A 21,698-nucleotide genomic window follows, 5' to 3' on the forward strand; every position below is an offset into this window, starting at 1 on the left:
GGATTATTTTCCGATCACTTCTGTGATAGGATTTCCAACACTTCCGCTTGGGAACTGAATTTTCAATAAAGAAGAAACGGTAGGAGCAATATCCGTCATAAAATATGGTTTATTGCTTTCTCCATGTTGAACTCCCCATCCCATAAATAATAAAGGAATGTGAGAATCATAAGAGTTCCATACACTATGCGTTGTCCCTGTCTTTGCATAAGGAGGTAACATAGAATCATGAGAGATCAATTGAATATCCCCACTTCTCTGTCTGTTGATTCCATTGATAATTCTCTGTTTGATAGGCTCTGGAATTGTTGATTCCTGTACTTTGGTTACAGAAACAGCATATAAAACCGTTGGATCATTTTCTAATTCTTTAACCGCAAAATCTACTACTGCATCCAATTCAATTTTGTTGTCTTTTAATAACTTTCTATCAAAATAAATTTGATAATTATCTACCGCATTGATCAGTTTATCTACACCAAATTTTTCTTTTAACTTCTGGTTAATGTCTTTCTGACTGTTTTCACCAAAGAAGCCTGTTGGGATTTTATGCTCCTGTAAGAAACCTACAGAATGTGCTCCACCATGATCCGCTGATAAGAAAACAGTGTACTCTCCTTTTCCAACTTTAGTATCCAGATAGTTGAAGAACTCTGCAAGATCCTTGTCTAGTCTTAAATACACATCCTCTACTTCAATCGAGTTAGGTCCGAATTTATGACCTGCATAATCTGTGGATGCAAGATTGATAGCAAGGAAATCTGTGATATCATCACCTCCCAACTTTTCACCTTCTACAGAAGCTTCAGCCAGTTTTAAGGTTAATGTATTTCCGAAAGGGGTATAACGGATATTATCTTTTTTGTCTTTGTAATCCTTTGCTAAATTGCTGTATGGAAAAGTAGGTGTTTTTGAGCTTCCTAAAAGACCTTCCCATGCAGAATTATCAGGTGAACTTTCTGTGTATTGGTTGATCGGTAATAAAGTATTCCACCCATTAGCTACCAATTTCTCAGGTAAATTCTGTGAGTTGAAAGATTTCACCCATTGTGGCAAATCATTCATATACCACGTGCTGGTAATAAAGTTTCCTGTAGAATCATCAAACCAAAATGCTCCGTTCGGAGTATGTCCTGCAGGAAGTATCGAAGCACGGTCTTTTAAAGATACCCCAACTACTTTTGCCTGGAAATTCGTTGCCAGTTTTAACTCATCAGTAACGGTTGTTGACCAAAGATTCTTTGGAGAATGACTTCCGATTTTAGCATTTGTTGTTCCAACAGGTTGTACGCTCTCATCTGTAGTACAATAAACATTCTTTCCTGTTTCTTTATCTGTCCAGTCGTTTCCTGCAATTCCGTGAATCGCCGGAACAGAACCTGTATAAATACAAGTATGTCCTAAGGCTGTAATTGTAGGAACATATGGAATATGAACATTATTTAAAGCGTAACCGGTATTCAATAGTCTTTTGAAACCATCATTCCCATATTTGCTATAAAAGCGATACAAGTAATCCCACCTCATCTGATCTACTACAAGTCCGACTACTAATTTGGGTCTTTCTAATTGAGAATTTTTGTTTTTCTGAGCATCAATTGTAACTACGGACAACATGGTAAGTGCCGCAATTGAAATTTTCCTAAGCATCTAGTAAATTTTTATTGAAAGCAAATTTAAGGGTTTTCAAAGTTTTAGAATATGAAATTTTATTTAAATTTGAAATTGGTTACATATTTAGAACTATTGGAAAGAACAACAGAAATAATAAAACTTCAGTCAATTGATAAATTCCCCCCATTTACTTATATTAAAAATATTCCTCGAAATAAAAAACTTAAAATATTGTTCGACAAATCCATTCAACATTTAAGAGAGGATATTGTAATAGATTTAAGAAACAACCTTTCAAATTTTCAAATTACTATACATACTATTGAACCTGAAATCAATATTGTCAAGCTAATTAGTGATGAGGAGATTATTACAAATCAACTGTTTTTTGAAAGCTGTGCAAAGGATTACCGAAAACTAGGTGAAGAATTAGTTTTCATGTTCGCTCAAAAGAAAAAAATAAAATTCAATCATAAGTTTCCTTCTATAATGTTTAATCAGCTTAAAGGAAAAGAACAAAAAGGAAAAATAGGAGATTGGAAGTATTTCATTCATGGCTTTCATTGCCATTTTGGAAATATTAAAACAAAACAAAAGATTGAAGTTCCTTTTATGTTCGGGATGGAATTTGGAGACTTAGACCCTTATTTCTTTATGCAATTTATAAAGTCTTCTACAAATTATCATCCTTTACCTGTAAACATATATGAGGATTATGCAGATGGAGCAAGAATTATTGAAGTTATGTTAAATCTTGGCTTATTTGAAAAAATTACTTCGAATTTTAAAGAGCATACTGGGGTTGTAGTAACCGACAGGGACAAAGTTGAAATTGCCCTTTTTAATGATAATGAAGAATACTATCATCCTAAATTTAATTTATTAAAATTTTTAGGCCTTAAAAAGTAGAAATTAATATTTTATAAATCTCTCTATGATAGAAATCAAAAAATTAGAAAAGCTTCCAGACAATCCTACCATGAACTGGGGGCTTAACGGATATGAAACAGACACCATATTTGTAGTTTCTGCTATTGAAATGAATAATAGTTTTGAGTTTTCACTGAGGGAGAAAAAACAGCATTATCGTAAAATCTGGAAAACCGATTCTGATGATATTACTGAACTTAACAAGATCATTGAACAAGGGCATTCTTTTGGAGCTTTTCAAGAAGATGAATTAATAGGTTGGCTTATTGCTGAATTTAGAGAATGGAACAACAGTTTTTATATCGAAAATATTCTAATTAGTGAAAAACTGCGTGGACAGGATATTGGAAAACAACTCATCAAAAAGGCAAGCAGAGAAGCCCGCGATTTGAATTGTAGAATAGTAGAACTGGAAACTCAAAACACCAACTACCCTGCTATAAAATTCTATCAAAGAGCTGGGTTTAATCTGACCGGAATCAACACCAAATTATATAATGACTCTACAGAAACTGCCTTATTCATGAGCTTTGATGTTTTATAAACTGTACGGACTTCTGCAATAACAATTACGCTCTTAAACTTCATCGACAAAATCAATAAAAGAAATTTATATTTTCATTTTGTACTGAACGGTACAATTATTTACCTTTGCTTCATCAAAATAGAGAAACCATGGCAGGAAGACCTAAAATATTCGACGAGCAACAGGCTATTGATAAAGCCACTGAAGTTTTCAGGGCAAAAGGATATGATGCATCTTCCGCAGATGAATTGCTAAGTGCCATGGGAATAGGAAAAGGCAGTTTTTATCATGCATTTAAAGGTGGAAAGCAGGAACTGTATGTTCGGTCTATTGAACAGTTTTCAGAAGGTTTTATTAAAAGACTTGAAGACCAGCTTTCAAAAGCAGATAACGAAATCGAATGGATTAAAACATTCTTTTTACAACTTTCCAAAACGCCTGATTGTGATAAAGAAACCGGATGTTATCTTGGTAATGCTTTGGTACAATTATCCGAAAAAGATATTGAAGCGAAGCACATGTCAGCTCATTTATTAAAAAAACTCCAACACATTTTTGAAAAAGCAGTGAAAAAAGCGCAAGAAAATGTTCAAATAAAAAACACTGAAAGTGCTGGTATCATTGCCTGGCATCTTACCAATCTATGGAATGGACTTCATGTGACAAGACGGATGGAAAACTCATCCGAAATACTTCGATCTATCATTGAACTCAATTTGAAAATACTCGAATAAAATTTTTTTAAACAATTTTGTACTAAATAGTACAATAATAAAATTTAATATATTTAAAACAAACGTTATGAACATTACAAACAACACAGTCCTTATTACAGGAGGAGGTTCAGGAATCGGTTTAGAAATTGCAAAGGCATTAAACTCAACCAACAAAATCATTATTGTCGGAAGAAATAAAGAAAAGCTGGATAGCGCAGCAAAAGATTTAGAGAATGTCTTTACCATTCAGGCTGATATCACCAATGAAAATGATGTAAATAGATTAGTGGAGGATATAAAAACCAATTTTGGAGGATTAAATATTCTCATCAACAATGCAGGTAATGCCTACGCATATACATTATCAGATTCTTCTGATACTTATACCAAAGCGATAGCAGAATTTACGACCAATTACTTCGCTCCTATCCGCTTAACGGAAAAATTACTTCCATTACTAAAGCAACAAAACGAAGCGGCTATCGTTAATGTATCTTCTATCGTAGCTTTAATCCCAGGTTCCCATGTACCAACCTATTCAGATTCCAAAGCTGCTTTGCGTTCATACACAAGATTACTGAGATATGAATTAGCCAAAGATACCGGCATAAAGGTTTTTGAATTAATGCCACCCCTTGTAGATACTGATTTCTCAGTAGAAATTGGAGGTCGTGAAAATGGTATTCCGGCTTCTCAGGTTGCTGCAGATTTGATACAAGCATTTCAGCAAGATCATTACGAAGTACGTGTTGGAGATACCGAGGTCGTTTATAGCAACTTCTTCGCTAACTCAGAAGGCGCCTTTGGTGTTCTGAATAAATAATCATAAGATGAAATATAAAATTTTTGGAAATAAAACCGGACTTAGGGTTTCAGAATTAGCTTTAGGAACCGGAACCTTCGGCACACGCCGAGGATATGGTTCACAAGCAGACGAAGCCAAAAGGGTTTTTGACCAATATATTGAAGCAGGTGGAAATTTTATAGACACCGCAGATGGTTATCAAATGGGTGAATCTGAAGAGTTATTGAGTACAATGATTGCAGATAAGCGCCAAAATCTGGTATTAGCTACAAAATATACAATGGGTGGTCGCGAATTACTAACATCTGGAAATAGTCGCAAAAATCTTATCTACTCTGTAGAAGCAAGTCTGAAAAGACTGAAAACAGATTATATAGATCTTTATTGGGCTCACCTTTCAGATGGCCAGACTCCTATTGAAGAAATTGTTCGTGGTTTTGATGATCTGGTCAGGGATGGAAAAATTTTATATGCTGGTCTTTCTAACTTTCCTGCATGGAGAATTGCAAATGCTTCCCTATTAGCTGACTTGCGTGGTTGGTCACCCATTGCAGGTATTCAGATTGAATATAATTTAATTGAACGAACTCCAGATCGTGAACTTTTACCCATGGCAGAAGCTCTGGGTTTGGGAGTAGCCTTTTGGTCACCACTAGCGGGTGGTTTATTGACCGGAAAATACCGCAATCCTGAATCAGAAGAAAATTCACGTAAAAAAGAATGGAACGGCTATTTGGTTAGGGATGAAGTAAGTCCACGTGAAACCGCCATTCTTGATGCTCTTGAAAAAATTGCTCGAGACAAAGGAGCAAAAGTCGGCCAGGTTGCTCTTGCATGGCTGCGTCAAAAGGATCAAAACTCAATATCTACTGTTACAATTCTTGGGGCTAAAAATGTAACTCAATTAGAAGACAATCTAGACTCGCTCTCTGTAATACTGACTAATGAAGAAATCCAGCAGCTTAATGAAATAAGTGCTATTTCTTTAGGTTCTCCACATGAAGTAATTAATAATAGTCAACCTATATTATTTGGTGCAAGTTCTAATATGGTGATGCAGAATCATCCTGTAGCTTAATAGTTTATTGCAAATTAAATATATAATGCTGATACTGAATTCGAGTACCAGTATTTTTTTATGTTTAATAGTCTATTAAATACAGGATATTGTATAGATTGCTTCGTTCCTCGCAATGACAAATTACTATAGTTTCTCACCATTTTTAATATATTTAATCACATTAAAGTGTATTAATAATTTTATTATATTAGTAATCAATAAATTAAATACTGTACTATGAAAAATTTAATGAAACTCACGAGAAAAAATTTAGTATTGATCAGCGGTGGAGACACAGCCTATGCATTTTGCCTTGATGGAGTTTGTCCTCCGGCAGGACCTGGTTACAATACCTATTGTGATGGTGATAAGTGTTATAAAACACCTAAAACAGGTGGAGGTAATCCAGGTGGCGGATGTCATGAACCAAAACGTTTCTGTCAGGAATGGGAAACCGGATGTGGGTGTGTTTATTTTAATTAAAAATAGATATGTAAGTAATAGTAAAACGTATCAAAAAGATGCGTTTTATTTTTTTACTATTCAATAGTATTCAAAACATAAAGTCTATTCTACAACGAATTAATATAATTTTCGTAACCACTCTTTTCTAACACCTGCTTTGGGGTAAGCTTGTAAATATCCTTCCATGAATCAGGTCCATGTTTCTCCACATATTTTTCCACAATTCGGAAGCCAAGCCAGTAGTTTAAAGTTTTGGGAGCTTGAGGGAAAAGCTTTTTCTTATCATTTCTCAGTAATGGATTATCCCCGGAAGTATCTGAAAAATAAGGTTTAACACTTGTAAAGATCTTCTTTTCGTTTCTAAGATACCATGACCAATTTTCTTGTGACATATTCTCTACAGCGTTATGTCTTTCCATCTTTCCTTCAAAAAACACCCAGGTAAAATAGCACGCAAATCCTTCATCAATAGTCTGGCTTAATGCAGAATTTTTATCAACATCCATATTTCTGAACTTTTCATAAACCAAATGATTGAGCTCATGAGGTAATCCCTTTTCCAGTGTATATTCAGGATCTGTATTTTCATTATTAAGTTCAAGGGCAAATTGTTCAGCATTGCAACCACCAAACCCAATTCCTGTCAAGGGTGTAAAGAGAATACTTATGGTTGCTTTAGGCTGATAAGGAACCAATCTGCTGAACCTCTTTAAATTTGTTGCCAGTACCCTATTGAGATTCAATTTTAAAAGTTCTTTTGTTTTATTATCTAATTTGGCTTTATGTTTTGGATAAAAGGTTTTATTCCATTGTACCATTCCTTCCGGATTATTGTACAAACCAGCATTTTTCTCACCAAAGATCGTTGCATAGCAATTATCCCAAAGCTTCTGATGAGGACGATATACCTTTTCAACAATCATTTTTTCATTAAATAAATTATTGTGATGCGCCAATATCTGGTACTTAAAAAGATTTTTAATAACAATGTCATTTACTTTAATACTGTCAGCCACTTTTTCAACATCTTTTTCAAAAGAGTTTTCAGGATTTAATTTTTGGTTCGTTGAACAAAAATATACAGTAACAACACTAAAAATCAATAAGGCAGTTCTTTTCATCTCTGGTTTAAGCTTAATTTTCTTTCTATTTCAATTTTACAAAAGGTATGGTGTTTAAATTCTGTTGCGATACTTTAAAAAATCCATTCTATAATTAGGCTCATATTTAGAATTCTTTATTTTAGTAAAAAAATTTCATTCTAAACATATAGTTTTCAAAATATTATCAGTTATATAAAATCGAAAAAATAAAATTCTTTTGGATGGGTATCTTGTACATCTATTAGACAATCCAAAGGTAATTTTTATTACAGCTGAAATAAATAATTACCTAATTTTTTAATAATTTTTTAAGCATAAGTTCAGAAATATAGGAAATAATTTTTCACATCTATCAATTTTACAAAAAGAAAATTGTATCAAAAAATTAATAATTTGTTAAAAATAGACTTCTGCTTTATTAATAATTTTGGCCAGATCTAATTGTATATGTTGTATATTTTAATGGTTGTAATACTACAGGCAATTATTACGCTTGCTGTTTTACTTTTCCTGGCTCAAAACAGGAAGTCTTTTCACAATATGTTGTTATTGTATATTTTGACTGTTGTCCTGGATATGGGTTATGAGTATTTTATCATTAAAAGGTTTGGCTATGAATCTATCCTCTATGAAATACCGGGTAGCCTGAGAATATTTAAAGGCCTCATATTCTTATCTATTACTTTGAATTTTATAGAATTCAAGTGGCGGGATAAATTAAAATATCTGCTATTTCCCTTTTGTTTTATTGTCTTGTTCCATACTCTTGCTCTTTCTGCGAAGCTATTTGGTTACAAAGAAGCAGATACCCTTATTCATTTTTACAAAACCTATTTGGTCAATTATTACGTTTATTATTGGTCAGCTAGTCTTGTGATCTGTATCTTCTTGCTGTATAAGTATCAGTACAAGATTAAAAATCCATTTTTTAAACAATTCCGATTGTTTCTCTTGTTTATTTTTTTGGGAGTGATTGCATTTCGGTTTAGTTATGAATTTGGAATAGATATTCTTCTGTTTCAAAAAGTATACCTTCTTCTATTCTTGATTCAATTCGCTTGGATTTTGTACGTTTATATTTTAACGTACCAGGAACAGCTTAAGAGAGATGTGCCAGTTCCCATGATAGAAGTTAATATCAAAGAAAAATACCAGTACAAAGATCTTTCTAAAATAGATTTCGATAAAATACAGGTTTCTATTGAAGATTTTTATAAGAACAGCACTTTGTATCTGGATGAAAATTTCACCCTGGAAAACCTTTCCCAGAATCTGTCCGTTTCAAGAACTGATCTTACCATCACTTTCAATCAATACTTGACCTCTAATTTTCATGAATATACAAATCGAAACAGGGTTTTACAGTTTAGGCGTATGCATCAGGAGGAACCGGACGTGAATGTAACCGATCTTGCTTTCCAGTGTGGATTCAAATCCAAATCTACATTCTATAAGTACTTTAAAAAAGAATTCAACTGCCTCCCAACAGAGTATGCTTTATAGTTAACAATCTTATATTACAATTATTTAATATTCATAAATAACACATAACCAGCGATTTAAACTACAGTAAAACTTATATTGGTTTGTTAAAACTTAAATGAACTCCACTTTTTTTCAGAGCAAACATCTTTGCGGAAAATTTATAAGATGTTACGTAGAAGATTTTTTTTAACAACTGCAGCATGTTTTTTATTGGGTGGGTTTGCAATTGCTCAAACTACAGTACATGGTATAGTTGTAGATCATCAGGGCAATCTGCCTAATGCTTTAGTGTATCTGGAGAATAGCAATGAAAAAATAACCTCCGATACAGATGGCTCATTTACTTTAAGTAATGTTCCTGATGGAAACTACAGATTGGTAGTGGAATATACAGGATATGAAAACGCCTATTTTCCTTTTAGTATTGTTAATAAAATACCGGTTGACCTGGGAACCGTAAAAATCGCGGAAAAGAAGATCAAAGAAAATAGTATTCAGGAAGTAGTGGTTGCCAGCGTATATAAAGCTTCTCAGGCACGGGCTATTACCATGAAGAGAAATTCTAATACAATTACAGAAGTTTTGAGTGCCGATGCTATTGGTAAACTGCCAGACCGTAATGCTGCTGATGCTGTACAACGTATGCAAGGGGTATCCATCGAGAGAGATATGGGTGAAGGGCGTTTTGTGGCTGTCCGTGGAACTCCTGTACAATGGACCGCTTCTACTTTAAATGGCAACAGAATGCCCAGTGCCAGTGGTGATAATGCCAACAGAGGAGTTCAGATGGATATTTTCCCTTCAGAATTGATACAAAATGTGCGTCTATCAAAAGCGCTTACCCCTGATCTTGATGGTGATGCGATAGGTGGAAATGTAGATTTCATTACCAAAACATCACCCAACAAAGAGACCTTAGCCATCAGTACATCTACCGGATATGTGAATATGTCTAAATCCCCTACTTTTAATTCTTCTATTGTATATGGGAATAAAATTACAGACAAATTGAAATTCATTTCATCTGCTGTAATATGGGAAAGATCGGGAGCAATAGACCAGATGCGGAATATTTTCAATTACGGACTTCCCGATCCTATAGCATCCTATTCCATTAACCAGTTACAGCTACGTGACTATGTGGCTAACAGAAGAACATTAGGCTTTAATCATGCGATGGATTATGAGATCAATAGTAAAAACAAACTGTATTTCAAGGGTCTGTATAGCCAATACAAGGATGGTCAATCGGTAAGAGAAACCTATTTTAATTTTGATAATAAAAATGTCACACTGCAAGCCAGACATGCTGATTACCTTACCGATCTCTATTCTATACAATTTGGAGGAAATCATCAGGTCGGTCAACGTTTGGAAATGGACTGGTCTTTATCAAAAGCAAGATCAACCTTCAAATTTAATTCTCCCAAACAACTGGAAGAGCATGAAAGAGGTTACCCTATCGTTAATTTTATACAACCAATGACCTATGGAAATTTATCTTCGGATGGCCGGAAATATTTTGCAATGGATGCTCCTAATGGTGTTGGTGATCAAAATGACTATACTTTACCTTACAATCAAAATCCAATTTCGGGAAATCAATTAAAATTGAATCAGGTCATTTTGAACCAAAACAGAAACAGTGAAACGGATCTTCGCGGACAGGTTGATCTGATATATAAGGTAGCAGAAAATTTCAAATTGCAATTCGGAACCAAATTCAATAATAAAGAAAAAATTGTGGATGCAGCAGTATTGGTTTGGATGCCCAAATCAGCATTAGGAATTCCAGGAGCTCCGATAAGTTACATGAGTCAGTTTGAACAAACTGCCTTCCCTTTCAATGGAGGTTTTATGAACCCGATTGGAAATCCATATAATTCAGTCATCATCAATCAGATCACTAATGGGCAAATTGATCAGTTTTACAATACAGATACTCAAAATAGCTTAGGCCTTTCTCAGGTAAGCGGTAAAAACAGTAATTCGAATGTCACCAGTTCTTACCATGGACAGGAAAATGTTTGGGGAACGTATCTGATGGGAACATGGAAACTCAATGAAAATCTACAATTCCTGGGTGGAGTGCGAAATGAATACAATGATATTTCTTTCTATGGTAAAAAAGTAATTTCTGATAAAGCAGGATCCAAAGTGGAAGATATCAAAGATGGTAAAAAATACAATGTCTTCCTTCCTATGATCAATATGAAATGGAACCTTACAAAAGATCAGATTATAAGAGCAGCCTATACAAGATCTTTTGCAAGACCAGATTTTAATGATCTGAATCCTGGAACTATTGTTAATGATCTATCCAATACAATCACACAGGGAAATACTCAACTGAATCCTACATTCTCTAATAATTTTGATTTGATGTTTGAGAATTATTTTGGAAAACTCGATATGATCACTGCTGGTGCTTTCTACAAGAATATTACTGATCTGATATATAAAGATCAATCTATAGTAAGCGTTAACGGACTTCCTTATACATTCACCACTCCAAAGAATTTAGAGGGTGCCAGGCTATACGGTTTTGAAGTAGGAATTTCCAAACGTTTTGAAAACCTCCCCGGATTTCTGAAACACATCGGATTTGAAGGAAATTACACCTACATCGCTTCTGAAATGAAGATGCCTGTTTATACAAATGGCCAACAAACCGGAACGATGAAAACCACTATTCCTAATCAGGCTAAGCATATTTTCAATACGATAGTATTCTATGAAACCAACAAGTTTATGCTCCGATTGGCAGGGAATTACAAAGGAGATTATGTGAGTGAAATAAGAAGTGCTGCAGGTCCGGATCATTATCAGCATTTTGATAAAAACTTCACGGTCGATGCTTCTACTTCATACAGCATTAATAAAAACATAAGACTTTTTGTTGAGCTGAATAATATTTTCAATGAGCCCAATCGCTATTATATGGGAATAAAATCAAGGGTGGAAAACATTTCTTATTCAGGGATCAGAGGGCAGCTTGGTGTAAACTTCAATTTTTAATTAAACAATCAATTTCAATTTTATGAAAAAATATATAAGCACAGCAGCAATCGCTGTTGCAGCATTATTCCATGCGCAGGAAAAATGCAAAGACATTAAAATTAATCAGCTACAGGTTCTCGGAACGCATAATTCATATGCTGAACCAGTTGATCCAAAAGTACTAGAGCTTGCTGCTCCGATCATCAAAAATATGATGACAAAATATGATTCAGGGATGTCTCCGGAGCAAAAAGCAAAATTTCAGGAATACCACCCGAATGGAATGGATTTTCATGAGGCATTGAATTACAATCACCCAGACTTCAAACAGCAATTGAATGCCAATCTTCGTGGTTTAGAGCTGGATATTTATTATGACCCGGATGGTAATCGTTTCACCAATCCAGCCTCTTACCGTGTGCTAAAAGAAAAAGGAATAAAAGATCTTGCACCACATAATACAAAAGGATTGGATAAACCAGGTTTTAAGGTCCTTCATATGGCTGATATAGACTTCAGATCTCATTATCCAACATTAAAAGATGCTTTGACAGAACTTCGGGAATGGTCTGACCAGCATCCTGAGCACACTACTATTTTCATCATGGTAGAAGCTAAAGATTCAGGGTTCCCTATTTTTCCTAACAGCACTCAGGTTTTGCCATTCACTCAAAAAGCGTACGATGAACTCGATCAGGAAATTGCTCAATATCTTGGAAAGGATAAGATCATCACCCCTAAAGAAATACAGGGTAAATTTGGAACACTTCGAGAGGCTGTACTCAATAACAACTGGCCAAAAGTGGAAAATAGCAAGGGTAAATTTATCTTCATGCTATTACCGGGAAGTGCCGGAACAAAATCCACTAAAAACAATCCTTATCTGATCGATGGTTCTTTGGAAAAAAGACTGATGTTTATGGAAAGTGAGCCGGAAGATAACTTTGCAGCTTTTATTTTAAAAGATAACGCTATTGTGCGCCAGGAGGAGATTCAAAAAATGGTAAAGCAAGGTTTTATGGTAAGAACAAGAGCAGATATTGAAACTTATGAAGCGAAGGTCAATGATCTTACCCGGGCGAAAAAAGCATTCAGCAGTGGAGCCCAGGTTGTTTCAACTGATTTTTTTCGATCTGGAAACACGTATGGAACGCCGTATTTTGTAAAACCACCTCAGGATAAAGATTATTTTTTAAATCCCATTAATGGTAATTGTCAATAAGTAAACAGCAGGCAGCCTCTATTCAAGAGGCTGTTTTCATTTTGATACCTACCTCACTCTTTTTCGGCTACAAGAAAAGTAGATTCAGATACATCGCCTGAATGCTCATTTCTGAACTTTGTTTGTATAAAATAAATACAATGAAAATAGTAGTAACAGGCTCTTTAGGAAATATCAGTAAGCCGCTGACACAATTATTAGTTAGTAAAGGACATTCAGTAACCGTGGTCAGTACCAATCCTGAAAGAAAAGCAGAAATTGAAAATTTAGGTGCTCAGCCGGCAATTGGAACAATGGAAGATGTTGATTTTCTTTCTGAAACTTTCAAAGGAGCAGACATTGTGTATGCTATGGAAGCTTTAAACGCTGGCTGTTTTTTTGATCATAATGTAGATTTTATAGCAGCCAATACTCAAATTGGCAAAAACTATAAAGAAGCATTTGAAAGATCAGGTGTCAAACGCATTGTTCATCTTAGCAGTATTGGGGCTCATATGAGTCAGGGAAATGGGATCCTTGCATTTCATCATAATGTAGAAAGTATTCTAAAAGAGCTTCCCGAAGACGTATCCATCAAATTCATGCGCCCTGTAGCATTTTATTATAATATGTATGCTTTTATTCCAGATATAAAAGCACAAGGGAAGATCATTCAGAACTATGGTGGTGATCAGAAGGAACCATGGGTTTCTCCTTTGGATATTGCAGAAGTGATTGCTGAGGAGATCGAAAAACCATTTAATGGCAGGGAAATCAGATATATTGCCAGTGAGGAAATAGCCCCTAACGAAATAGCCGGTATTTTAGGAGAAGCCATTGGAAACAATGAGTTGAAATGGGAAATTATTCCGGATGAACAAATGCTTGATAATTTAATACATACAGGAATGAATCCACAAACGGCAAAGGGTTTTATTGAGATGAATGCTGCAATGAACAATGGAACTTTGTCTGAAGACTATTATGCTCACCAACCTGCTTTGGGTAAAATAAAAGTGAAGGATTTCGCGAAAGAGTTTGCAATCACGTATCATCAATAATATTTACATTTGTATTGTGAACAAGCAACCTCAAAGAATAAAATCCATTACTGAATTCCATCAGGTAAGAGGTTTGGCAAAACCTGAGCATCCGCTGATCAGTGTAATAGATTACAGTGATATCAAACATTCCAATGACCAATTGGAAACGAGTTGGATATTGGATTTTTATTCTATTTCCGTAAAACGCACTTCTAATGCTACCATAAAATATGGCCAGCAGGAATATGATTTTGATGAAGGGGTAATGTTTTTTATGTCTCCGGGACAGGTGTTTAGTATTACTATTGATCCCAATTTAACAACAAAACATTCGGGGTGGATGTTGCTTATTCATCCCGATTTTTTATGGAATTCATCTCTTACCAAAAGAATCAGACAATATGAATATTTTGATTATTCAGTGAGTGAGGCTTTATTTCTTTCAGAAAAAGAAGAAAAAGTGCTAGATAATATTATCCAAAACATCCGGCAGGAGTATCACTCTAATATTGACCAGTTTAGTCAGAACATCATTGTTTCACAGATTGAAACGCTTTTGAATTATTCAGAACGTTATTATCAACGGCAATTCATTACCCGGAAAATAGCCAATCATAAAATTCTGGATTCCCTCGAATCATTGCTTTCGGAATACTTTGATAAGGAAGACCTCATCAGTAAAGGGCTCCCAACAGTACATGATATTGCTAATGCTTTGAATATATCTCCAAGCTATTTAACGGGATTATTAAAAGTCCTTACAGGACTGAATACCCAGCAGCACATTCATGAAAAGCTCATTGAAAAAGCCAAAGAAAAACTCTCCACGACTCAACTGTCTGTAAGTGAAATTGCCTATGAGTTAGGATTTGAGCATCCACAGTCTTTCAGTAAATTATTTAAAAGCAAAACCAAAGTATCTCCATTGGCTTTCAGACAGTCCTTTAACTGAAATCAATTTATTACTCAGAAAGTTTTATTTTAAGAGGAAGGTTTTATTAAATTTGCGCTCTTAAAAAACTACGATCTGATTTAAAATGAGTGTCAATAAAAATGTCTTAGAAAAAATGTCAAGCCAGGAGCTTGAAAAATATATAAAACCAGATACTAAGGTGGTACCTCAAGCTATTCTATATGCATTTGATATATTAGAATCCAGGGGGAAAGAATTCAGTTCTGAAGAAATTGAACTAAGGAATTCTTTGATCACAACAGAAAAAGAAAAAGCAGAGGTCATTCCCCACTCTAATCATAAGGAAGCAGCTAACTTAATTTATCTTTCAGCTGCGTTAGGAGTCGGTAATATGATCTGGACCTATGAATCTCTTAGTTCAGGTTCTGCAATACTTACAGCTGTGGTAACAATAGCAATCATTTTTGGAATTGGCTATTTAGCAGGAAAAGGTACAGAATGGATAAAATATGTCCTTTTGGTTCTTTTAATTTTAGGAATTCTTGCATTCCCAATTGTAATAATGAATTTTTTAGCAGATCCTGTTCTTGGAATCATAAATATTGTTCAAACAATCCTGCAAATATGGGCTGTTGTTTTGTTATTTAAGGTACCGAAAACTGTAAAAGTGTAATCCTACAAGATTTGGCTGGATTATTTTAAAAGTACAGAGACCTATCTTCTATCTCTTAAGATAAAAGAGGTGTAATAAATACCTGTTATAAAATGTTATATTAGTATAAAATTGAATACATGAAATTTATTTTCTTTACTCTGCTATTATTCATTAATACTATATCAGCTCAATCCAAATCTGAGGATTTTTTTCAGACAGGTGATCAAGTACAGATCCATTACAAAGTTTCCGGAAATGGAGAAGCCTGTATCTATATTCCTGGAGGACCGGGACAAGGTTATCCTTCATTTGAATTAATGGGAGGAAACCATCTCGAGAAAAATCTTAAAATGGTCTACATGGACCAGAGAGGATCTGGAAAATCTGCACAGTCAGATAATTATCATTTGGATAAAATGGTACAGGATATTGAAGAATTAAGACAGCATCTAAAATTGAATAAGGTCTTCTTAATGGCTCATTCCTTTGGAGGAATTATTGCCGTAAGCTATGCTAAGAAATATCCTCAAAACGTAAAAGGCATTATTTTAGCCAATGTGACTTTACATTTCTTAAATAATGAATCTGTTAAAGAACAGATTGAATATGCCAATGAGCTTCTTCATTTAAAAAACCAAAAGATTGAAAAAGACAGTCTTTCTTCTGAACTTTCCAAATTAAGCAAGTCTTTAAGATCCAAAAGAATGGGATTCAGATTCCTTACGGATGATATTGAAACAATCAAAGAAATGGATAAGATTGATTCATTACATCCAAGAATCATTGACTTTGGGATGGCAGTGATTACTAAGCCTAAAGAATTTCCCGAATACTATGAAGATTATGCCCCGATTACAAAAGACATTAAGGTTCCAACATTGATCATTACAGGAAAAAAGGACAAAGCTGTGGGTACAAAACATTATCAAACCTTTAAATTCCCTAATAAAGAAATCGTTTCCATTGATGGCGGACACCTTTTGTATTATGAAAAGAATCCGGAATTCATCAATGCAGTATGGAGTTTTGTAAGGAAGAAAGAATAATTTATTCCAATCTTATCATTAGCATGTAACAATTACTCATTTTCAATGACTTAATAATATATAATCAACAAAATCACTATACTATGAAGTCAATATCCTTTTTATGTTCTGTTTTCATGATCACCTTGTGCAGCTCTTTATTGAATGCCCAAATTCAAGTTCAGACTCCTGAAAAGAACGAGATTATTTCCAGTCAAATAAAGAATGGGCAAGAAACAATGATTTGGTATGCTTTAAAAGGTGATACCAAAATTGAAATTGGAAAAATAAGCACGGAGATTACTCGGAATAATAAGACTGTTAATGTAAAAACTACAGTAAAAATGGCTGATAAACCCGACTGGATTGATGAAACCATTGCCGAACTTCCCCAATTAAAACCTGTAAAACATACCTCTTTCAATACACAAAGGGATATGGTCTTAAATTTTGGAAAAACAGTTACCGGATATTATACAGACAAAACAACCAATACCAAGACAGAGATTAATGAAAAAGTAGAAGGAAGCTTTTTCGATAGTAATCTATACCCTCAAATCATTCGGTGGTTACCGTTAAAAGAAGGCTACAAAACCGATATTGCTATTTTTGATTATAATCCTAAAGCAAGTATTGGAGCTATGAAAGCTCATGTTATTGATACCCAAAAGGGAACTTTTCAAAATAAAGAAGTCTGGATCATTAGTGTAACAGATGATATTTCCAACAATGCAGTAAAGATGGCTTTTTACATCGATACGAAATCTAACCAGATGTTGAAACAGGAAATGGATGCGGGTGGAAGAAAAATGATAATGGAAAGAATCGAATGAGAATAGATATTAAAGAAAAATAAAAACGCGCCCTTCGGGCGCGTTTTCAGTATATAAAGTTTAATCTAATTAAAACTTCAAATCTCCATTTACTTCTCTTACTGCCTTAGCAGCTTCAGCAAATTTCAATTGTTCTTCTACAGTAAGTGTAATGTTTACGATTTTCTCTACACCGTTTTTACCGATAATAGCAGGAACTCCTAAACAGATATCACTTTGGTTGTATTCACCTTCAAGCATTAAAGAACAAGGAATCATTTTCTTTTGATCACAAGCAATTGCCTGAACCATTACAGAAACCGCTGCACCTGGTGCATACCAAGCAGAAGTTCCTAATAATTTAGTTAATGTAGCTCCACCTACTTTAGTTTCTTCGATTACATATTTTTGTTGCTCATCATCAAGGAATTCAGTTACAGGAACTCCATTTCTTGTTGCTTTGCTTAATAAAGGAAGCATTCCGGTATCACTGTGAGCAGCGATTACCATTCCATCAACGTCAGAAATTGGGCTTTCCAATGCTTCAGCCAATCTGTATTTAAATCTTGCAGAATCCAGCGCACCTCCCATTCCGATAATTTTGTGTTTCGGAAGACCAGAAGTTTTGTGTACTAAATATGCCATTGTATCCATTGGATTAGAAACTACGATGATAATAACTTCCGGAGAATGTTTTACCAGATTAGCAGTAACATCTTTTACAATTCCAGCGTTGATACCGATCAACTCTTCTCTTGTCATTCCAGGTTTTCTTGGAATCCCTGAAGTGATTACTGCTACATGAGAACCTGCAGTTTTGCTATAGTCTCCTGTTGTTCCCGTAATTTTGGTATCAAAACCATTAAGCGACGCTGTCTGCATCAAATCCATTGCCTTACCTTCAGCAAAACCTTCTTTAATGTCTACTAAAACTACCTCTGAACAGAAGTTTTTCATAGCGATGTATTCAGCACAGCTTGCACCTACAGCGCCTGCACCTACCACAGTTACTTTCATAATGTATACTTTTTAAAATTATTTATTTTTAGTTCAGTCTAAAAATTTTGACTCCCAAATTTAACAATTCCTGAAAAATTGAGCAATCTTTCAGGAAGTTAATTATCTGCAAAGGATATATTTAGATTTTGAATGGGAAAATTAATTCACGTTCAGTAAAAACGTATATAATTTCTTAGCTCCCGATAATACTTCATTGTAATTATCTTCTGCAACTTCCGTATCTAAAACCTCTTTGAAGTTTTTCCACATTGGTCCTGTATTCTCCTGATAACATCCAAAGAAATTAAATGTTATCTCATCAAAACCTTCAGTTTTAGAAAGTTGTTTAGCAATTACATTTCCCCCTAAAGTAGAACCCTCAATCACATACATCATTCCCAATGCTTCGTGCTCGTTATTGACTTCAAGGGTATGCGTTGCAGCCTGATTTTTCAATGCAAGGCTTGCAAGATCTTTTTCAATTAATGGAAGTTTCTTTCTTTGGTCCAATTGAAGTTTTTCAGCAAAGTTTCCGTTAAGGCTGTTGAAAATTTTATCTTCAGAATGCAAAAGCATTAAATAATTGGTATTGATGATTTTTTTGTAATCGTCTAAAGTGAAAGTCTTGTTAAAAATCTTTTCTGAGTTAAAAAGTTTCTCAGCAGCATCGTGATATTCTGCTGTATTTTGTTTAAGATATTCAGAAACCATAATAAGTATTTATAAGTTCCCCAAATTTAAGGTTTTTTGAACGTTAAAATGAAAGAAGTACCCTCTTTATTGCTATCATATTTTACATTCCCCCCTATTCTTTTCATAATTCTATGAACAATGGATAAACCAATCCCATTTCCTTTAAAATTCTTTGCATTATCCATCCTGTTGAAAATTTTAAACATCTTATGTTTCTCTTCTTCAGGAATTCCTATTCCATTATCGGAAATTTTATAAAAAACCAATTCTCCATCCTCACTTCCTTCAATTTCAATTATTGGCTGATCTTTATGAGATGAATATTTTACTGCATTATTGATGACGTTTAAAAACACCTGATGAAGCATCGTTTTATCCGCCAATACTTCAGGACAATCTTTAATAATGATCTCGCTTTTATGACTATCAAATGTAATGATGGCATTTTCAGAGATTTTTTGAATGGTGCTCATCGTCTGCAGACCTTCCAATTTTATTTCACTATGCTTTGCGCGGCTTAATTGTAAAACATCATGCATCATCTCAGCCATATTATCAATTTCTTCGATGATGGATTTCAATTTATTTTTTTCCTTTTCAGATTTATCAAAATTGGCTAAAAGCATTTGAGCATTCAGTTTCATTACCGTAAGCGGAGTTCCTAAGTCATGAGAAATGGTGTAAGAAAAACTGTCCAGTTCTTCATTTACTTTTTTAAGCTGATCATTGAGCTGTTTTATCGTATTATATTGTTTGTGGGAGGTCTCCAAAATCACATCTCTGATTGCCTGTACTCCAATTATATTTCTTGAACTCCATCGTTTAGAATTTCCTTTGATATTCTCTTTAAATATTTCAAATGATGTCCTTGGAGAAACCTGATGTCTTTCTTCACCATTCTGAACGAAAGTCTCAATTTTCTTTTCCGGATTTCCCGCCCATTGAATGTGTTCATCAAATTCTTTACGGAACCATATCAACATTTCATTTTTAGTCCGGTCAATAAAATAAATAATAATACCTGCCGAATCTTTATCAAGACCTAACTCCTCACCTTGGTGCTTTAAGAAACTTCGGTTTATATAAATACTTTTGTCTGTATTTTCATATGCCCAGTTTGCTATTTTTCCGATAACTTCACGGGAAGGAGTGGCTCCGGCCGTCACAATGTTTTCATCTGAAATAATAACCAGACCATCAGCTTCAGCCAAATCCATTATTTCATTCCTGTTTTGAACCAGAGAATCAAACAAAGAATTTTCTTTAAGAAACTCTGTTTTTAGAAATGATGATTTTTCATTAAGATCTAAACGATATTCAAGTTCTTTTTTATTCTTAAATGATGAATAGGCATTTGATGCCAAAGCAGTAAAAATCCCTGCCTGAACTCTATCTTCAAGATCAATATGTTTAGCTTCTGAATTCTGACAGGTCACTAACCCCCAGAGTTGATCATCAAGAATAATCGAAATACTGAAACTTGAAGAAGATCCCGAATTTTTAATGTATTGACCATGAATAGGAGACATTCCTCTCGAAGCTGTAAAAGTAAGATCAATATCTTCTTTCTTATTGCTTAAAACCGGAACTGTTTCAGAATATACATTGCTAAAGATTCTTTTTCTTTTCTTCATGTATAGTTCCCGTGCTTGTCGGGGAATATCTGATTCCGGATAATGCAGCCCAAGATAGCTACGTATATCTTTATTTCTCTTTTTTTCTGCAATTACTTTTCCCGAACCATCTGCCATAAACTTATAGATCATCATCCGGTCATAATTCACAATTTTAGAAAGTGTACTTAAAAGGTGATCCCAAATCTCCTGTGCACTATCTATGATATAGAAATTATCATACTTATTTGATATCCGTTTATCAGGATTTTCCAGGACTTCTTCAAATTCTAAAAAAATATGTCCCCCATTTCGGAAAACAGAAAAGTGATATTCTTTTTGATCAATAAAGATCTTATCAAAATAAGTTTCATTTTCCCGTCTTGTAAAGGTATCTAATGAGCTGTAAATATCGGAATCTATAATGCTCTGAAAATTTTCAGGAAAGTCTGTAATCTTTTTATCGAAAAGGACTTCCAGCTTTTCGACAGCAAATATATCCCTAATATTTTCACTAAAAAAAGTAATGATATAAGATTCTGCATCAATGCCAATCAGGTATCCAAAACTTTGTATATACCCAGGAATATGGATGGGTTCTTCATGACATTCTACAAAATTCATAGTATTCTAAAATCTATCAAATATAGTATTTTATTTTGGGGATCTAATAGTTTGTGGTATCTAAACTGATAACCACATTAATAGTCTATAGTTAAACGTTTTAATACGAACTTTCATATGCTATAATATACTAAATTACGTTAACAAAATCACAATTTTTCTATTAAAATAAATGAAAAGTGATTATTAACACTAATACTATATTAAAATAAAATAATTCTCTTAATTAAACAAAATTTAGTAATTTCATATCACCAAAACACGAAAACATGAATAAATAATTAAATATTACTATCAAAAATTTAATTATTTATTTTTCTAACAATCAAATACATCAGTATGAAAAAGCCCTCAATAATCCCATTTATTCAATCGAATATAAACTCCCCGTATTTAGGGAAATGTAAAAGTTTCTT

General features: G+C 34.0%; 19 protein-coding genes. 14 read left to right on the forward strand and 5 right to left on the reverse strand.

Annotated features, from left to right (window positions below; all coding sequences use genetic code 11):
- Nucleotides 1-3: 3 nt before the first annotated feature.
- Nucleotides 4-1,650: an alkaline phosphatase PafA gene (gene pafA, locus JHL15_RS17710; protein WP_200247926.1), complete on the reverse strand. Its 1,647-nt coding sequence runs from the start codon at nucleotides 1,648-1,650 to the stop codon at nucleotides 4-6.
- Between the two features lie 51 nt (nucleotides 1,651-1,701).
- Here pafA and JHL15_RS17715 point away from each other — a divergent pair, with 51 nt between their 5' ends.
- The 6 genes from JHL15_RS17715 (at nucleotide 1,702) to JHL15_RS17740 (ending at nucleotide 6,134) form a co-directional block, all read left to right on the forward strand.
- Nucleotides 1,702-2,523, forward strand: a complete 822-nt coding sequence (locus JHL15_RS17715) for a DUF6896 domain-containing protein (RefSeq protein ID WP_200247928.1) — start codon at nucleotides 1,702-1,704, stop codon at nucleotides 2,521-2,523.
- A gap of 25 nt (nucleotides 2,524-2,548) precedes the next feature.
- Nucleotides 2,549-3,088, forward strand: coding sequence for a GNAT family N-acetyltransferase (locus tag JHL15_RS17720; protein ID WP_200247930.1), 540 nt, complete (start codon nucleotides 2,549-2,551; stop codon nucleotides 3,086-3,088).
- Nucleotides 3,089-3,219: 131 nt separating this feature from the next.
- Entirely contained in the window at nucleotides 3,220-3,804 is a 585-nt protein-coding gene (locus tag JHL15_RS17725) for a TetR/AcrR family transcriptional regulator (protein ID WP_200247932.1), read from the forward strand.
- Between the two features lie 67 nt (nucleotides 3,805-3,871).
- A complete protein-coding gene (locus JHL15_RS17730) occupies nucleotides 3,872-4,609 on the forward strand; it encodes an SDR family oxidoreductase (RefSeq protein ID WP_200247934.1) in 738 nt (245 codons plus the stop codon).
- 7 nt (nucleotides 4,610-4,616) lie between these two features.
- On the forward strand, nucleotides 4,617-5,669 hold the full coding sequence (locus tag JHL15_RS17735) for an aldo/keto reductase (protein WP_200247936.1): 1,053 nt from the start codon (nucleotides 4,617-4,619) through the stop codon (nucleotides 5,667-5,669).
- Between the two features lie 219 nt (nucleotides 5,670-5,888).
- On the forward strand, nucleotides 5,889-6,134 hold the full coding sequence (locus JHL15_RS17740; protein ID WP_200247938.1) for a hypothetical protein: 246 nt from the start codon (nucleotides 5,889-5,891) through the stop codon (nucleotides 6,132-6,134).
- Nucleotides 6,135-6,223: 89 nt separating this feature from the next.
- Here the strand turns inward: JHL15_RS17740 and JHL15_RS17745 are convergent, their stop codons facing one another.
- Entirely contained in the window at nucleotides 6,224-7,237 is a 1,014-nt protein-coding gene (locus JHL15_RS17745) for a DUF2268 domain-containing putative Zn-dependent protease (RefSeq protein WP_200247940.1), read from the reverse strand.
- A gap of 444 nt (nucleotides 7,238-7,681) precedes the next feature.
- On the opposite strand from JHL15_RS17745, the gene JHL15_RS17750 reads away from it, so the two are divergent.
- The 8 genes from JHL15_RS17750 to JHL15_RS17785 all read left to right on the forward strand — a co-directional run bounded on the left by JHL15_RS17750 (nucleotide 7,682) and on the right by JHL15_RS17785 (nucleotide 17,374).
- Nucleotides 7,682-8,722 carry an AraC family transcriptional regulator gene (locus JHL15_RS17750; RefSeq protein ID WP_200247941.1) on the forward strand — a complete coding sequence of 347 codons (1,041 nt, stop codon included), beginning with the start codon at nucleotides 7,682-7,684 and terminating at the stop codon, nucleotides 8,720-8,722.
- Between the two features lie 147 nt (nucleotides 8,723-8,869).
- Nucleotides 8,870-11,722 (forward strand): TonB-dependent receptor, encoded by a 2,853-nt coding sequence (locus tag JHL15_RS17755; RefSeq protein WP_200247942.1) that lies wholly within the window; start codon nucleotides 8,870-8,872, stop codon nucleotides 11,720-11,722.
- A 22-nt stretch (nucleotides 11,723-11,744) separates the two neighbouring features.
- Nucleotides 11,745-12,926 (forward strand): phosphatidylinositol-specific phospholipase C domain-containing protein, encoded by a 1,182-nt coding sequence (locus JHL15_RS17760; RefSeq protein WP_200247943.1) that lies wholly within the window; start codon nucleotides 11,745-11,747, stop codon nucleotides 12,924-12,926.
- Nucleotides 12,927-13,066: 140 nt separating this feature from the next.
- Nucleotides 13,067-13,966: an NmrA family NAD(P)-binding protein gene (locus JHL15_RS17765; RefSeq protein WP_200247944.1), complete on the forward strand. Its 900-nt coding sequence runs from the start codon at nucleotides 13,067-13,069 to the stop codon at nucleotides 13,964-13,966.
- A gap of 13 nt (nucleotides 13,967-13,979) precedes the next feature.
- Complete coding sequence (locus tag JHL15_RS17770) at nucleotides 13,980-14,900, forward strand: helix-turn-helix domain-containing protein (protein WP_200249203.1); 921 nt, start codon at nucleotides 13,980-13,982, stop codon at nucleotides 14,898-14,900.
- Nucleotides 14,901-15,015: 115 nt separating this feature from the next.
- Nucleotides 15,016-15,534 (forward strand): hypothetical protein, encoded by a 519-nt coding sequence (locus JHL15_RS17775; RefSeq protein ID WP_234047800.1) that lies wholly within the window; start codon nucleotides 15,016-15,018, stop codon nucleotides 15,532-15,534.
- Nucleotides 15,535-15,653: 119 nt separating this feature from the next.
- Nucleotides 15,654-16,562, forward strand: a complete 909-nt coding sequence (locus JHL15_RS17780) for an alpha/beta fold hydrolase (protein ID WP_200247947.1) — start codon at nucleotides 15,654-15,656, stop codon at nucleotides 16,560-16,562.
- An 83-nt stretch (nucleotides 16,563-16,645) separates the two neighbouring features.
- On the forward strand, nucleotides 16,646-17,374 hold the full coding sequence (locus JHL15_RS17785; protein WP_200247949.1) for a DUF3108 domain-containing protein: 729 nt from the start codon (nucleotides 16,646-16,648) through the stop codon (nucleotides 17,372-17,374).
- A 69-nt stretch (nucleotides 17,375-17,443) separates the two neighbouring features.
- Here JHL15_RS17785 and JHL15_RS17790 read toward each other — a convergent pair whose 3' ends face one another.
- The 3 genes from JHL15_RS17790 to JHL15_RS17800 form a co-directional block, all read right to left on the reverse strand.
- Entirely contained in the window at nucleotides 17,444-18,370 is a 927-nt protein-coding gene (locus JHL15_RS17790) for a malate dehydrogenase (protein WP_200247950.1), read from the reverse strand.
- 141 nt (nucleotides 18,371-18,511) lie between these two features.
- A complete protein-coding gene (locus JHL15_RS17795; protein ID WP_200247952.1) occupies nucleotides 18,512-19,063 on the reverse strand; it encodes a biliverdin-producing heme oxygenase in 552 nt (183 codons plus the stop codon).
- Nucleotides 19,064-19,089: 26 nt separating this feature from the next.
- Nucleotides 19,090-21,282, reverse strand: a complete 2,193-nt coding sequence (locus JHL15_RS17800) for an ATP-binding protein (protein ID WP_200247953.1) — start codon at nucleotides 21,280-21,282, stop codon at nucleotides 19,090-19,092.
- Between the last annotated feature and the right edge of the window lie 416 nt (nucleotides 21,283-21,698).

Source organism: Chryseobacterium paridis (assembly GCF_016595215.1).
GTDB classification, from domain to species: Bacteria; Bacteroidota; Bacteroidia; order Flavobacteriales; family Weeksellaceae; genus Chryseobacterium; species Chryseobacterium paridis.

What these genes read in the sequence shown, in the direction of transcription:
- pafA (WP_200247926.1), bottom strand. Translation starts at nt 1,650, where the DNA reads ATGCTTAGGAAAATTTCAATTGCGGCACTTACCATGTTGTCCGTAGTT.
- JHL15_RS17715 (WP_200247928.1), top strand. Translation starts at nt 1,702, where the DNA reads ATGAAATTTTATTTAAATTTGAAATTGGTTACATATTTAGAACTATTG.
- JHL15_RS17720 (WP_200247930.1), top strand. Translation starts at nt 2,549, where the DNA reads ATGATAGAAATCAAAAAATTAGAAAAGCTTCCAGACAATCCTACCATG.
- JHL15_RS17725 (WP_200247932.1), top strand. Translation starts at nt 3,220, where the DNA reads ATGGCAGGAAGACCTAAAATATTCGACGAGCAACAGGCTATTGATAAA.
- JHL15_RS17730 (WP_200247934.1), top strand. Translation starts at nt 3,872, where the DNA reads ATGAACATTACAAACAACACAGTCCTTATTACAGGAGGAGGTTCAGGA.
- JHL15_RS17735 (WP_200247936.1), top strand. Translation starts at nt 4,617, where the DNA reads ATGAAATATAAAATTTTTGGAAATAAAACCGGACTTAGGGTTTCAGAA.
- JHL15_RS17740 (WP_200247938.1), top strand. Translation starts at nt 5,889, where the DNA reads ATGAAAAATTTAATGAAACTCACGAGAAAAAATTTAGTATTGATCAGC.
- JHL15_RS17745 (WP_200247940.1), bottom strand. Translation starts at nt 7,237, where the DNA reads ATGAAAAGAACTGCCTTATTGATTTTTAGTGTTGTTACTGTATATTTT.
- JHL15_RS17750 (WP_200247941.1), top strand. Translation starts at nt 7,682, where the DNA reads ATGGTTGTAATACTACAGGCAATTATTACGCTTGCTGTTTTACTTTTC.
- JHL15_RS17755 (WP_200247942.1), top strand. Translation starts at nt 8,870, where the DNA reads ATGTTACGTAGAAGATTTTTTTTAACAACTGCAGCATGTTTTTTATTG.
- JHL15_RS17760 (WP_200247943.1), top strand. Translation starts at nt 11,745, where the DNA reads ATGAAAAAATATATAAGCACAGCAGCAATCGCTGTTGCAGCATTATTC.
- JHL15_RS17765 (WP_200247944.1), top strand. Translation starts at nt 13,067, where the DNA reads ATGAAAATAGTAGTAACAGGCTCTTTAGGAAATATCAGTAAGCCGCTG.
- JHL15_RS17775 (WP_234047800.1), top strand. Translation starts at nt 15,016, where the DNA reads ATGTCAAGCCAGGAGCTTGAAAAATATATAAAACCAGATACTAAGGTG.
- JHL15_RS17780 (WP_200247947.1), top strand. Translation starts at nt 15,654, where the DNA reads ATGAAATTTATTTTCTTTACTCTGCTATTATTCATTAATACTATATCA.
- JHL15_RS17785 (WP_200247949.1), top strand. Translation starts at nt 16,646, where the DNA reads ATGAAGTCAATATCCTTTTTATGTTCTGTTTTCATGATCACCTTGTGC.
- JHL15_RS17790 (WP_200247950.1), bottom strand. Translation starts at nt 18,370, where the DNA reads ATGAAAGTAACTGTGGTAGGTGCAGGCGCTGTAGGTGCAAGCTGTGCT.
- JHL15_RS17795 (WP_200247952.1), bottom strand. Translation starts at nt 19,063, where the DNA reads ATGGTTTCTGAATATCTTAAACAAAATACAGCAGAATATCACGATGCT.
- JHL15_RS17800 (WP_200247953.1), bottom strand. Translation starts at nt 21,282, where the DNA reads ATGAATTTTGTAGAATGTCATGAAGAACCCATCCATATTCCTGGGTAT.